The organism is Devosia sp. T2-14 (assembly GCF_055397495.1).
In genome coordinates, this window is sequence record NZ_AP027921.1 from 2349747 (window position 1) to 2363558 (window position 13812).

Sequence of the window (13812 nt, forward strand, 5' to 3'; positions counted from 1 at the left end):
CTTCCACAACCGCCACGCCCCCATCACCCCCGCCGTCGCGGAACAGTCACACATGCGTGCTAGTGCCCGCGCTTGCTGACTTGAGCGCAAGGATTGGTCTGTTCATGAATTCCATCGCCACCGGAGATCTGGTTCTTGGCAACGCGCGCGTGGTGCTGGCCGACGAAGTTCGGCAGGGCTCCGTGCGCATCGATGGCGGGGTCATCACCGATATCGGTTCCCCCTCGCGCACCGGCCTCGATCTCGACGGGGATTACCTGATCCCCGGCCTCGTCGAACTCCACACCGATCATCTGGAAACCCACTATGCTCCGCGCCCCAAGGTGCGCTGGAACCCCGTGGCGGCCGTTCAGGCCCATGATGCCCAGATCGCCGCTTCGGGCATCACCACGGTGCTCGATGCCATCCGCGTGGGCCTCGACGAACACGCCGATATGGGCGCCGCCGAAATGCGCATTCTCGCCGATGCCATTCGCGCTGGCAGCGATGCCGGTCGCCTGCGGGCCGAGCATCACATTCACCTGCGCTGCGAAGTCTCGGCCCCCGATTGCCTCGAAAGCTTCAGCCTCATCCAGGATGATCCGCAGGTCCGTCTCGCCTCGCTGATGGATCACGCCCCCGGCCAGCGTCAGTTTTCGTCCATGGACGCTTACAAGACCTACTACCAGGGCAAGCTCAAGATGAGCGATGCCGAGCTCGATGCCTTCACCCGCCGCCGCAATGCGGAATCGCAGGAATTCTCCGGCAAGCATCGCCGCGCGATCGCCGAGCTGTGCCAGGCCCGGGGCATCGTCATTGCCAGCCACGACGATGCAACGCGCGATCACGTCGATGAGGCCGTTGGCCTCGGCATCGACATCGCCGAATTCCCCACCACGATGGAAGCCGCCAAGGCATCGCGCCAGGCCGGCATGGCCATCCTCATGGGTGGTCCCAATATCGTGCGCGGCGGCTCGCATTCGGGCAATGTCTCGGCCCGGGCCCTCGCCGAGGCCGACCTGCTCGATATCATCTCCTCCGACTATATCCCCTTCAGCATGCTGCAATCTGCCTTTGCCCTGGCCGATGTGGTCGAAAGCGTCAGCCTCTCCAAGGCCATTCAGATGGTCACCAAGCGCCCCGCCGATGCGGCCGGATTCACCGACCGCGGCGAGATTGCTATCGGCATGCGCGCCGATCTGGTCCATGTTCGGGTCGAAGACGGGATTCCCATTGTGCGCACCGTGTGGCGCCAAGGTCAGCGGGTGATATGAGCGGGCGGTTTGTAGCGGTCGTCGGACCAAGCGGTGTTGGCAAGGATAGCCTCATCCTCTATGCGCGCGAGCGCCTGGGGGATGGCGGCAAGTTCCATTTCGTGCGCCGCGTCGTCACCCGTCCCGCCGACGGCAATACCGAAGATCACGATACCCTGACCCCAGTCGAATTCGCCGCTGCCGAGGCGCGCGGTCACTTCGCCCTCAGCTGGGATGCCCATGGCCTGCGTTACGGTCTGCCGATTGCCATCGAGGACGATCTGCGTGCCGGCAAGGTGGTCATCGCCAACCTGTCGCGCCGGATGATCCCGGCACTGGTCGAGCGCTATCCCGATGCGGTCGTGGTGCTCGTCACTGCCACGCGCGACGTCATCGCCACGCGTCTCGCTAATCGCGGTCGCGAGACCATCGAGTCCATCCAGGCCCGATTGGCCCGCAAGGTCGACGATCACCTGCCGGCCAACACGGTACGCATCGATAATTCGGGCGAATTGCAGCAAGCGGGCAAGAAATTCGTCAGCATGCTGCAAGACTGCGCTGGTTTGGTCGAGCACCCCTAACGCCCAAAATCTCTCCCACACACCGCCGCTGCCCGCGGACTTGATCCGCGGGCCTCCCGTCACGCTCGCCGAGTAGATAATGCCCCACGGATCAAGTCCGTGGTCGGTGCCGAAGGTGTGGATAGTGCGACGCTACACCACCAGTTCCATCCGATCCGCCGGAAACCGGCTCAGCGCATAAGATATTGGATTTCCATTGGAATCCTCGTCGATCGCTTCCGACACCAGCAAGATCGCTCCTGGCACCAGCCCCAAAAGCTTGGTTTCTTCCACGTCGGCATGGCGCGCTGAAATGCGTGTCGAGGCACGCGCATAGTCGGCAATGCCATAGCTGGCGAACACTGCCGTGAACGAGTTGAGCGTCATGAACCGCTCTGCAAAATCCGGAAAATCCCTATAATTCAGCCGCGTTGTGGCGCGAGACAAACCCCTGCCATCTGCAAGCGAAATGGTCTCCATGCTTGTAACTCTGGCCCCCGGCTTGAGCCCCAGCGCCTGGGCCGTCGCCGCGTTGGCAGACTCGATTCTATGCCCGATCAGGCGGCTGGTCGTGCTCTGCGCCTGGCCCGCCAAACCCTCCGAAAACCGGGTGCGCCGGCCGATGGGATAGCTCAGTCGCCTGGTGTTGCGCACAAAGGTTCCGCGGCCCTGTTCTGCCCCCACGACACCATCGTCGGCGAGCACGGCAAGGGCCCGCCGCACGGTATGGCGATTGGCAGAAAATCGTTCAGCCAGAACAGCTTCGGTAGGCAGGCGATCGCCCGGTGCCAGCTTGCCGCCAACGATATCGAGCCGGATCGCATCGGCTATCTGCCGCCATAAGGCGACCCCGCCGGACGCATCTTTTGAGATTGTCATTGCACTTTCACACAGGCGGCGTAGGACCGGAATAACGACATCAGTTGTCTACTATAATAGACAAATCGAGGCAAGCATGCAGACAGACAGTCCCAATCCCCGCAAGGCGGTACTCGATACCCTCGCCGCCGCCCCCAGCCGCGCCCTCGCAAACCTCTGGGACAGCTGGGAAAACAAGCCCGAACACACCATCGTCCGCCAGCCCGAAGTGGGCATGGTGATGGTCCGCGGCCGGGCCGGCGGCGGTGGCGCACCGTTCAATCTGGGTGAGGCAACCGTCAGCCGCGCCAGCGTCCGCATCGCCAGTGGCGAGGTCGGACACGGCTATTGCCTGGGGCGCGATCTCGCCAAGGCCGAGGTCATCGCCGTCATCGATGCCCTGTGGCAGCGCGATGGCGCAGCCGTCGAGCGCGAGATTATCACGCCGCTTCAGGCACTTGCGTCCGAAGCCGATCAGCAGAGCCGCGATGAGACGGCGGCCACGCGGGTCGATTTCTTCACCATGGTTCGCGGAGACAATTGAGATGGACGCTGTTCTCGATGGCGGTTTCACCGCACCCGTCCTGCAGTCCCAAAGCTGCTTCCGGGCGATCATGGATGCCCTCGCCAACCCCGGCACCCCGCAAAGTCTGTCCCGGCCAGCGGCTTCCCATGGTCCGCTGACCGGCGAATTGGCGAGTGTTCTCCTGACCTTAGCCGATCAGGATACCGCAATCTGGCTGGATGAGGCCCTGCGAAACGACGCTGGCGTCGCTCCCTTTATCGGCTTCCACACCGGCGCCCCGATCGTCCGCGAGCCGGGCCGGGCCGTGTTCGCTTTCGCGAGTGCTGTCAGTGCTTTACCGCTGCTCGATCAGTTCAATCTGGGTAGCCAGGAATATCCCGACCGCTCGACCACCATCGTTCTGGCCGTGCCGTCGCTAGATGGTGGCCCGGCGCTGACCCTCGAAGGTCCGGGAATCAAGGGGCACGGCCACATCAACCCGTTGGGGTTGCCCGATAATTTCCTCACTCAGTGGGCCGAAAACCGCCAGCTCTACCCGCGCGGAATCGACCTGCTGCTGGTGGCCGATGGCCAGGTGATGGGCCTGCCGCGCTCGACCCGTATTTCGGAAGGACACTAGACATGTATGTAGCCGTCAAAGGCGGGGAAGCCGCCATTGCCAATGCCCATGCGCTGTTGGCCGACCGTCGCCGTGGCGACCGCTCGGTGCCCGCGCTGCGCCTCGACCAGATCGTCGAACAGCTGGGCCTCGCCGTCGACCGCACCATGGGCGAGGGCTCGCTCTACGACAAGGAACTGGCCGCCCTCGCTCTGGTGCAGGCGCGCGGCGACCTGATCGAAGCGATCTTCCTGGTCCGCGCCTATCGCACCACGCTGCCGCGCTTCGGTTATTCCCGGCCGATCGAAACCGGTAACATGCTGATAGAACGGCGTGTTTCGGCGACCTTCAAGGATCTGCCCGGTGGGCAGCTGCTGGGGCCGACCTTCGATTACACCCACCGTCTGCTCGATCCTTCGGTGGTCGAGGATGCCGTGCCGGCGCCGCAAAAGCGCGACAGCGAGGCGGAACAGGCGCCCCGCGTCACCGACCTTTTGGGCCGGCAGGGGCTGATGGAGCCCGATGGGGAAACCGATCCCGATCACGAGGTCGGCGACCTGACCCGCGAACCCCTCGATTTCCCGCTCGGACGCGACCTGCGCCTGCAGGCCCTGGCGCGCGGCGATGAAGGGTTCCTGCTGGCACTGGGCTATTCCACCCAGCGCGGTTATGGCCGCACCCACCCCTTTGTCGGCGAAATCCGCATCGGCGAAGTCAGCGTCGAGTTCGACGTGCCCGAGCTGAGCTTTGCCGTCGATCTCGGCCGCATCCGGGTGACCGAATGTCAAATGGTCAATCAATTCAAGGGCTCAGCCAAGGTTCCGCCGCAGTTCACCCGCGGCTACGGGCTGGTCTTCGGGCAGGCCGAACGCAAGGCCATGGCCATGTCGCTCTGCGACCGCGCGCTGCGCGCCAGCGAATTCGGCGAGGACATCGTTGCCCCCGCGCAGGACGAGGAATTCGTCATCGCCCACTCTGACAACGTGCAGGCGACCGGTTTCGTCGAACACCTCAAACTCCCCCATTACGTGGACTTTCAGGCCGAACTGGACCTGATCCGCCGCATGCGCGCCGAGCACGACGCCGCCGAAATGCAGGAAGCCGCAGAATGACCACCCCCGCTCAGTACAACTTTGCCTATCTCGACGAGCAGACCAAGCGGATGATCCGCCGGGCCATTCTCAAGGCCATCGCGGTGCCGGGTTACCAGGTGCCGTTCTCGTCCCGCGAAATGCCCATGCCCTATGGCTGGGGCACCGGCGGGGTGCAGGTCACCGCATCGATCATCGGCCCGGAAGACGTGCTCAAGGTGATCGACCAGGGGGCCGACGACACCACCAATGCCGTGTCGATCCGGGCATTTTTCGCCAAGGTGGCGCAGGTGGCGACCACCACCCACACCGCCGATGCTAGCATCATTCAGACCCGCCACCGCATCCCCGAGCGCAAGCTCTCCAAGGGGCAGATCCTAGTCTATCAGGTGCCGATCCCCGAGCCCATGCGCTTCCTTGAGCCGCGCGAAAGCGAGACGCGCAAGATGCATGCGCTCGAGGAATACGGCCTGATGCACGTCAAGCTCTATGAGGACATCGCCCGGCACGGCCATATCGCAACGACCTACGCCTATCCGGTCAAGGTCGAGGGCCGCTATGTGATGGACCCGTCGCCGATCCCCAAATTCGACAACCCCAAGCTCCACATGAGCGAGGCGTTGCAGCTGTTCGGGGCAGGGCGCGAGCACCGCATCTATGCCGTGCCGCCCCATACCGAAGTGGTGAGCCTCGACTTCGAAGACCACCCGTTCGAGATCCAGCATTTCGACGAGCCCTGCGCACTGTGTGGTGGCGAGCAGGTCTATCTCGACGAGGTGATCCTCGACGATCGCGGCGGGCACATGTTCGTCTGCTCGGACACTGACAATTGCGAGGAGCGCAGGCTGGCCGGGCACCGGGGCGTGCTGGGCGGCGACGTGATGGAGGCTGCAGAATGAGCGGTCCGTTTCTGCCGCTGAGCCATTCCCATAATTCACGAGTGAGCAAATGAGCGAACCACTCCTCAAGGTCGAGAACCTGACCAAGTATTACGGCAGCCGGCTGGGTTGCGCCGATGTCAGCTTCGAGCTCTATCCCGGCGAAGTGCTTGCCATTGTGGGGGAATCCGGCTCGGGCAAGACCACCTTGCTGAACTCCCTATCGGCCACTTTGGAGCCGAGTGCGGGCCGGACGATGTACCGGATGCGCGATGAGCAGTGGCGCAATATCTATGAGCTGAGCGAGGCGGAACGGCGCTTTCTGGTCCGTACCGACTGGGGCTTCGTGCACCAGAACCCGGCCGATGGCCTGCGCATGACGGTATCGGCCGGCGCCAATGTGGGCGAGCGGCTGATGGCGGTGGGCGACCGCAATTACGGGCACATCCGTGAAACCGCTCTCGACTGGCTCGGGCGCGTGGAAATCGCTTCCGACCGCATCGACGACCAGCCGCGCTCATTCTCCGGCGGCATGCGCCAGCGCCTGCAGATTGCCCGCAATCTCGTCACCGGCCCACGGCTGGTGTTCATGGACGAGCCGACCGGCGGCCTCGACGTATCGGTGCAGGCGCGCCTGCTCGATCTGCTGCGCGGACTGGTCGGCGAACTGGGCCTGGCGGCGATCGTCGTGACCCACGACCTCGCCGTGGCCCGGCTCCTTAGCCATCGCATGATGGTGATGAAGGATGGGCGGGTGATCGAAGCCGGCCTCACCGACCGCGTGCTCGACGATCCCCGCGAGCCTTATACGCAGCTGCTGGTCAGCTCGATTTTGCAGGTGTGAAGCCGGTGTTCACCCATGCCCCCACCCTCACTCCCTCTCCACAGGGGGGAGGGAAGCCTATTCGGCGCGATGACGAGATTGTGCCACGGAACGTTGCCCCATCGTCTCCCTCCCCCTTGTGGGGAGGGATCAAGGGTGGGGGTCTCTTTCGCTCGCATGGAGTCCAATCATGACCGCCCTATCAGTCCAAAACCTCGCCAAGACCTTCACCATGCATCTGCGCGACGGCGTGGTGTTGCCGGTGGTGGAGAATGTGAATTTCGACGTCCAGCCCGGCGAATGTGTCGTGCTGGGCGGGCCATCGGGGGCGGGCAAGAGCTCGATCCTCAAGATGGTCTACGGTAATTACGGCGTCGATGCCGGGGCTATCGTGCTCAACCACCACGGGGTGGCGACCGACTTGGCCACGGCCGCGCCGCGCACTGTGCTGACGCTGCGCCGCGACACGATCGGCTATGTCAGCCAGTTCCTGCGCACCGTTCCGCGCGTTTCGGCACTCGATGTGGTCGCCGAACCGCTGGTGATCCGTGGCGTTGACAAGACCGAAGCCCAGCAGCGGGCGCGCGATCTGCTGGCACGGCTTAACCTGCCGGAACGCCTGTGGAGCCTGCCGCCGGCGACGTTCTCGGGCGGCGAGCAGCAGCGCGTCAACATTGCGCGCGGCTTCATCACCGATCACCCCGTGCTGCTGCTCGATGAGCCGACGGCCTCGCTCGACGCGACCAACCGCGCGGTGGTGGTGGCGATGATCGGCGAGAAGAAGGCGGCCGGCGTAGCGTTGCTGGGCATTTTCCACGACGAGGACGTGCGCAACGCCGTGGCCGATCGGATCGTCGACGTGACCAGTTTTGCCCCCCGGGTGGCGGCATGACCCGGCTTGGCGAGAAGCCATATATCCACCCCACGGCCAACGTGACCGGCTCCACCCTGGGCCGGTTTACCGAGGTGGGCGCGGGCAGCACGGTGTCGCGCTCGACGCTTGGGGACTATTCCTACTGCGTCGAGAACACCCAGATCGCCTATGCCGACATCGGCAAATTCGCCAATATCGCCAGCCATGTGCGCATCTATGCCAGCATGCACCCGATGGAGCGCGCCTCGCTCCATCACTTCACCTATCGCTCGGCCTGGTATTTCGACGGCGAAGAGGACGACCAGGAGTTCTTTGACTGGCGCGCCGGGCAGGGGATCAAAATCGGCCACGATACCTGGATCGGGCATGGGGCGGTGGTGATGCCGGGCGTGACCATCGGCAGCGGCGCCATCATCGGCTCCAATGCGGTGGTGACCAAGGACGTGGCGGATTTCGCCATTGCGGTGGGCGTCCCGGCGCGGACGATTAAGCAGCGGTTTTCCGACGATGTCGCCGGGCGGCTGGATGCGATGAAATGGTGGGACTGGAGCCACGACCGGTTGCACCAGGCCCTGCCGGATTTCCGGACCTTGGGGATCGAGGCGTTTCTGGAGAAGTATGACGGCTAGGCCCTGCCACGCCCTCGTGGTGCGAGCCTTTCGCGAGCCTCGAACCATGAGGTGTGCCACTGTGGCCCCTGGAGCCCCCGGACCTGATCCGGGGGCTTTTTGTTTTTAGGCGCTCGGCCCGCATCCCCCTCTGTGCATCGTCATGCAATCGTCATTGAACCTACACGCGGGCGTTATGTCGTCCCCCTAGGTCTGCGCCCAGTTCAATAGGCGAGGGCGCCGGATGCTGAAGATCTCCAATGTTTCGCGACGCTTCGGCGACAAGCTCGCTGTCAGCGACGTCAATCTGGAAATCCCGCAAGGCCAGATGGTCGGGATCATCGGGCGCTCGGGCGCCGGCAAGTCGACCCTGCTGCGCATGATCAACCGGTTGGCCGACGTCTCGTCCGGCTATATCGAATACGAGGGTGTCCGCACCTCCGAGCTGCGCGGCGCCGCCCTGCGCAACTGGCAGCGCGACTGCGCGATGATCTTCCAGCAGTTCAACCTGGTGCCCCGGCTCGATGTGATCACCAACGTGATGCTCGGCCGTCTCAATGGCCGCAATCCGGTGCTCAACCTGATACAGGTATTCTCGCCCACCGAGCAGTTGGAGGCGCTCAAGGCCCTTGAGCGCCTCGATATCGCCCCGACCGCCCTGCAGTGGGCGCAGACCCTTTCGGGCGGCCAGCAGCAGCGCGTGGCCATCGCCCGTGCCCTGATGCAGGGCCCCAAAGTCATCCTCGCCGACGAGCCGATCGCCAGCCTTGATCCGCGCAATGCGCAGATCGTCATGGACAGCCTGCGCGACATCAATGCCGAGGGCATCACCGTCATCACCAATCTGCACACGCTCGATACGGCGCGCGCTTATTGCACCCGCATCGTCGGCATGGCTGCCGGCAAGGTGGTGTTCGACGGCACTCCCGACGAGCTGACCACCGATGTGGCCCGCACCATCTACGGCGCCGACGGGCTCAAGGAAGCCTTCTCCGAGGCAATGACCTCGACCTCGATCGCCCCGCTCACCCTCAAATCTGCAGCCGCTACCCCGGCGCAATAACCGCGTTGCGCTGCCGGCCACGCCCGGCATGCCGACACAACCCGCGTCTCAAAAGGAAGTTCTCCATGTTCGCGATCCGTAAGCTCCTGCTGGCCTCCGTGGCCCTTTCGATGTCGACCGTTGCCTTCGCCCAGGACGTCACCGTTCTGCGCATCGGCCTGGATGGTGGCGAGAATGAATCCGACCAGATCCGCCGCTCCGAATGCGTCGCCGAGCCGCTGAAGGCCGCGACCGGCGTGTCCGAAGTCCAGTTCTTCCCCTCGCCGGACTATAACGGCGTCATCCAGGGCCTGCTGGGCGGCACCATCGACATCGCCATCATGGGCGCTTCGTCCTATGCCTCGATCTACCTTGCCGACCCGGAAGCCGTTGACCCGGTTCTGACCACCAAGCAGCAGGACGGCTCGACCGGCTACCACTCGATCATGGTCGCGCGCGCTGATAGCGGCATCACCGATCTGGCCAGCACCAAGGGCAAGAAGCTGGGTTTTGCTGATCCGGACTCCACCTCGGGCTACCTCGTTCCCAACGTTTCGCTGCCGACCGATATCGGCGCGCCGATCGCTGAATTCTACGGCGAAACCGGCTTTGGCGGCGGCCACGAGAACCTCGTCCTGGGCGTGCTTGATGGCACCTGGGATGTTGGCACCACCTTCGGTTCGGGCGCTGGCGAATTCTCCGAGGGCTACACCTCGGGCAACCTGCGCATCATGGTCGACAAGGGCCTGCTCGACATGGACGACCTGGTCGAGGTCTGGCAGTCGCCGCTGATCCCGAACGGCCCGCTGATGGTCTCCAACAAGCTCAGCGCCGAAATGAAACAGAAGGTCACCGACTTCTTCGTCGGCCTGCCAGCCGCTGATTTCGAGTGCTTCGACAGCTTCACCGCTGGTGGCTATGTCGATTTCGTCCCGGCCAACCAGGCCTTCTACCAGACCATCATCGACGCCCGTAAGTCGGTGATCGGCGGTTAATCAACCCAGCGGTTGCGGTGGCCACGAACCACCGCAACTTCCCCCGGTGTCATCCCGGCTCACGGCAGGGGTGATACCGAGAGTTCGGAAAGACGTTGCCCATGGCCGACATCTCCCACACGCCAGACTTGTCGCCCGCTTCGGCGACACTGCTGCAGCACTATCGCAGTCAGGTGTTGATCCGGCGGGTCTATAGCATCCTGATCGTTCTGGGCGTGCTGGTCGCGCTGGTGCTGGCCATGAACTATGCCAATGCCGCCAATTCGGGGAAGTTCTTTGAACGCCTCCCCTACATGTTCGACTTCCTCAAGAACTTCGTTCCGAACGATCCGCTGGAGATCTTCCGCGCGATGTTCGATCTGGAGTCACCCTATTACGATGGCTCGCAGAAGTTCGATTACACCTCTGACCGGCACTATATCGGCGGCAGCTTCTATATTCCGCATTTCGTCTATCAGCTTGTAATTACGGTCAATATCGCCATCGTCTCCACGATCATCGGTGGCTCTCTGGCTTTCGTGCTGTGCTTCTTCGCAGCCACCAATCTGGTCGGCGCGGGCGCCGTGCGCTGGTTTGTGCGCCGCGTCATGGAAGTGATGCGCGCCTTCCCCGAAATCGTCATCGCAGGTCTTCTGACGGCGGTGCTCTCCATCGGCCCGATCGCCGCCATTGCGGCCGTGTCGCTGCATACGATCGGCGCCTTGGGCAAACTGTTCTTCGAAGTGGTCGAGAATGCCGACATGAAGCCCGAGGAAGGGCTGCGCTCGGTGGGGGCGACCTGGCTCGAGCGCGTGCGCTTCGCCATCGTGCCGCAAGTGATGCCCAACTTCGTCAGCTACGCCCTGTTGCGGCTTGAGATCAACGTGCGCGCCTCGACCATTATCGGCGCGGTGGGCGGCGGTGGCATTGGCGAAGTGTTTCGCCTGTCCATCGGCCGCGACCATGCCGCCAAGACCTATGCGATCATCATTCTGCTGTTGGTGACCATTATCGCCATCGACCAGTTCTCCGGCTGGCTTCGCCGCCGCCTGGTGGGCAATCAATCCTTCGAACTGGGCCGGGGAGCGGCGTGATGAGCATTTCCATTGCCGAGCGCAAACGTCTGGAAACCAAATACCCCGAAGTGTTTCACCAAAGCTTCTTCAAGCGCTGGGGTCTGGTGGCCGGCCTTGCCGTCACCGTGCTCTACCTGGTTTTTGCCTGGTTCTTCTTCAATGTCGGGCCGGCTCTGCAGAATGGTAAATGGGATCGCGCCGCGATCTACCTGCAGGACTGGTTCTCCTGGCGCGCGCAGCCGCGCCTGCGCTTCGGCGACGATGGCGTGGTCACCGCGCAGTGGTCCAGCCGCGGGCAATATCCCGAGGGCGCCACGATTGATTGGCTGACGCCGAATGCCGACGGTAGCATGACCGCAACCTTTGGCGCCGACGATCGCCTTGAGATTTCGACCACCGAAGTGGCGGTTCAGGTTGACGGACGGACCTATGTGGTCGCCATCACCCCCGACGCGGCCTTGGCCCCCGAAGGCGTGCCAAGCGCCATCGTGCAGGACCGTCAGAAGGTTCTGGTGGACTTCGGCTTTGCCGGTCAGGCCGAGATCCGCAGCAACCAGGTCTACGTGCAGCGCCGGTTCCTAGGCTGGGCCAATTTCCTCTACGATCCGCGCTCGCCGCTGTGGGGGAACGACCTGTTCTCGACCATCGGCCTGGTTTTCAGCGGCGACCGGGTGAACCCCGACAAGTCCAATGCGCAGCTGGTGCTTGATGAATGGCTGGGCAACCGCGCCTGGCAGCACGGCGATATCCTCGCCAAGCTGATGCAGACCCTTGTCATGGCTTTCGTCGGTACGCTGTTCGCAACTCTCGTCGCGTTCCCACTGGCCTTCATCGCGGCGCGCAACATCACGCTCAACCGTCCCGCCAACTGGGTCATGAAGCGGTTCTTCGACTTCATCCGCTCGATCGACATGCTGATCTGGGCGCTGTTTTTCACCCGCGGCTTTGGCCCCGGCCCGATCCCCGGCATCGCGGCGATCTTCTTCACCGACACGGGCGCCCTCGGCAAGGTCTATGCCGAGGCGCTGGAGAATGTCGACGACAAGCAGCGTGAGGGTATGAAGTCCGTCGGCGCGAGCCCAATGGCGGTCAATCGCTTCGGCGTGGTTCCGCAGGTTTTGCCGGTCTTCGTCTCGCAATCGCTCTACTTCTGGGAGAGCAACACGCGCTCGGCCACGGTGATCGGCGCGGTGGGTGCAGGTGGCATCGGCCTTAAACTGCTCGAAGCCATGGGCACCAACTCCGATTGGGACAAAGTCGCCTACATGGTGCTGCTGATCCTGCTCGTGATCTTCATCTTCGACGCCATGTCCAACGCCATCCGCAGCCGCCTGATCGGGCCAAAAGCGGGGTAGGATCGTATTTGGCAGTGCGTCGAACCAATTTCAGCGGATTTTACGGAATTGCCGGTCTCAGTTTGGGCTGTCGCCCTTGACCTGACGGCTTGAACGGGCGATTGGTCAACCTGTAGAACTAATCGTGAGCTGCCTGAAATCGACGCGCCACACCCATTTTCGACCCGCCAGCACACGTTCTGGACCGTGATCAGCACGGCCATGAACGATGGCCAGGTGTCGCGTGCCGATCTGGCGCGGGTGTCGGGCCTGTCCAAGCAGACCATGTCGGAAGTGTTCCGCGAGCTTGAGGACGATGGTTGGCTCGAAGTTGCCGGGCACACCAAGGGCAGTGTCGGGCGCAGCGCGGCCATGTATCAGCTCAGGCCAATGCGGGCGCTGCTTTTTGGCGCCGACGTTGGCGGCAGCAAGATCCATGCCGCACTAGCCGATATCAACGGCCAGATCCTCGCCGAACTTGAGGTGCCCACAAGCCAGGACGGCCCCGATGCGGTGACGGCGCAGCTGTGCGACGCCTGCCAGACGCTTGCGGCACAGGTGAACCAGCCGATGAGCCGGATCGCGGCTGGCGCCGTCGGCATTGCCGGGGCCTTCAATCCGCGGACGCGCCGCATGTTCATGGTGCCCAATATCGCCGGCATGGAAGGCTTTGCCATTGCCGACGAGCTGGAACAGCGCCTCGGCTTCCCGATCCGCGTCGACAACGACGTCAATATGGCAGCCAAGGGCGAGATGTGGCGGGGCGAGGGGCGCGACATCGCGTGTTTCGTTTTCGTCGCCCTCGGCACCGGCATCGGCATGGGCATCATCAACGAGGGACGGATCCTGTCGGGCGCCAATGGTGCCGCGGGTGAGATCTCGACCCTGCCGATTGGCGCCGACCCCTATGACAGCCGCAATTTCCACGCCGGTGTGCTTGAAACCAGTGTCGGCAGCATCGCCATTCGCCAGCGCTACCAGGCCGCCGGAGGCGCCGCGGGCCTGACCGTTCGCGACATCCTCGACGCGATAGAGCAGGGCGACGCCATCGCCGCCGCGACCCTTGATGAAGTCGCGCGTACCCTGGCTGTCGCCATTCTTGCCGTTTCCGCCGTGCTTGATCCCCAGCGCATCGTGCTGGGCGGCAGCATCGGCGCCCGGGCTGATCTGTTGCAACGGATCAGCCGCTTTATGCCCCTGTGCATCCCCAATCCACCCGAATGCGTGGTCAGCACGCTCGGTCGCAGCGCAGGCCTGCTCGGCACCATCAGCCAGAGCCAGGACCTGCTGCGCCAGAACCTGTTGACCACCGACCCCGCTAGCATTGCCAAGGTATGA

15 protein-coding genes are annotated in these 13812 nt (G+C 63.6%); 14 read left to right on the forward strand and 1 reads right to left on the reverse strand.

Going from position 1 to position 13812, the window contains the following annotated elements; genetic code table 11:
- Positions 1-104: 104 nt before the first annotated feature.
- Both ACZ5WT_RS11580 and phnN read left to right on the forward strand, forming a co-directional pair.
- Positions 105-1253, forward strand: a complete 1149-nt coding sequence (locus ACZ5WT_RS11580; RefSeq protein ID WP_464283945.1) for an alpha-D-ribose 1-methylphosphonate 5-triphosphate diphosphatase — start codon at positions 105-107, stop codon at positions 1251-1253.
- Positions 1250-1813, forward strand: a complete 564-nt coding sequence (phnN, locus tag ACZ5WT_RS11585) for a phosphonate metabolism protein/1,5-bisphosphokinase (PRPP-forming) PhnN (RefSeq protein WP_464283946.1) — start codon at positions 1250-1252, stop codon at positions 1811-1813. Before ACZ5WT_RS11580 ends, phnN begins: the two co-directional genes overlap by 4 nt.
- 132 nt (positions 1814-1945) lie before the next feature.
- Here the strand turns inward: phnN and phnF are convergent, their stop codons facing one another.
- Positions 1946-2671, reverse strand: coding sequence for a phosphonate metabolism transcriptional regulator PhnF (phnF, locus tag ACZ5WT_RS11590; RefSeq protein WP_464283947.1), 726 nt, complete (start codon positions 2669-2671; stop codon positions 1946-1948).
- A gap of 76 nt (positions 2672-2747) precedes the next feature.
- On the opposite strand from phnF, the gene phnG reads away from it, so the two are divergent.
- From phnG to ACZ5WT_RS11650, 12 genes are all read left to right on the forward strand, one after another.
- The gene (phnG, locus tag ACZ5WT_RS11595; RefSeq protein WP_464283948.1) at positions 2748-3194 is read left to right on the forward strand and encodes a phosphonate C-P lyase system protein PhnG; all 447 of its coding nucleotides are present in this window, start codon (positions 2748-2750) and stop codon (positions 3192-3194) included.
- A 1-nt stretch (position 3195) separates the two neighbouring features.
- On the forward strand, positions 3196-3795 hold the full coding sequence (gene phnH / locus ACZ5WT_RS11600; protein ID WP_464283949.1) for a phosphonate C-P lyase system protein PhnH: 600 nt from the start codon (positions 3196-3198) through the stop codon (positions 3793-3795).
- Positions 3796-3797: 2 nt separating this feature from the next.
- A complete protein-coding gene (locus ACZ5WT_RS11605; protein WP_464283950.1) occupies positions 3798-4886 on the forward strand; it encodes a carbon-phosphorus lyase complex subunit in 1089 nt (362 codons plus the stop codon).
- Entirely contained in the window at positions 4883-5764 is an 882-nt protein-coding gene (locus ACZ5WT_RS11610; protein WP_464283951.1) for an alpha-D-ribose 1-methylphosphonate 5-phosphate C-P-lyase PhnJ, read from the forward strand. The genes ACZ5WT_RS11605 and ACZ5WT_RS11610 overlap by 4 nt, the downstream gene beginning before the upstream one ends.
- Positions 5765-5813: 49 nt before the next feature.
- Positions 5814-6587: a phosphonate C-P lyase system protein PhnK gene (gene phnK, locus ACZ5WT_RS11615; RefSeq protein WP_464283952.1), complete on the forward strand. Its 774-nt coding sequence runs from the start codon at positions 5814-5816 to the stop codon at positions 6585-6587.
- 166 nt (positions 6588-6753) lie between these two features.
- Positions 6754-7458 carry a phosphonate C-P lyase system protein PhnL gene (gene phnL, locus ACZ5WT_RS11620; RefSeq protein WP_464287197.1) on the forward strand — a complete coding sequence of 235 codons (705 nt, stop codon included), beginning with the start codon at positions 6754-6756 and terminating at the stop codon, positions 7456-7458.
- On the forward strand, positions 7455-8069 hold the full coding sequence (locus ACZ5WT_RS11625) for a DapH/DapD/GlmU-related protein (RefSeq protein ID WP_464283953.1): 615 nt from the start codon (positions 7455-7457) through the stop codon (positions 8067-8069). Before phnL ends, ACZ5WT_RS11625 begins: the two co-directional genes overlap by 4 nt.
- A gap of 223 nt (positions 8070-8292) precedes the next feature.
- A complete protein-coding gene (gene phnC, locus ACZ5WT_RS11630; protein WP_464283954.1) occupies positions 8293-9111 on the forward strand; it encodes a phosphonate ABC transporter ATP-binding protein in 819 nt (272 codons plus the stop codon).
- Between the two features lie 65 nt (positions 9112-9176).
- The gene (gene phnD, locus ACZ5WT_RS11635; protein ID WP_464283955.1) at positions 9177-10085 is read left to right on the forward strand and encodes a phosphonate ABC transporter substrate-binding protein; all 909 of its coding nucleotides are present in this window, start codon (positions 9177-9179) and stop codon (positions 10083-10085) included.
- A 101-nt stretch (positions 10086-10186) separates the two neighbouring features.
- Entirely contained in the window at positions 10187-11158 is a 972-nt protein-coding gene (phnE, locus tag ACZ5WT_RS11640) for a phosphonate ABC transporter, permease protein PhnE (protein ID WP_464283956.1), read from the forward strand.
- Entirely contained in the window at positions 11158-12495 is a 1338-nt protein-coding gene (gene phnE / locus ACZ5WT_RS11645) for a phosphonate ABC transporter, permease protein PhnE (RefSeq protein WP_464283957.1), read from the forward strand. Before phnE (ACZ5WT_RS11640) ends, phnE (ACZ5WT_RS11645) begins: the two co-directional genes overlap by 1 nt.
- A 201-nt stretch (positions 12496-12696) precedes the next feature.
- Entirely contained in the window at positions 12697-13812 is a 1116-nt protein-coding gene (locus tag ACZ5WT_RS11650) for an ROK family transcriptional regulator (RefSeq protein WP_464283958.1), read from the forward strand.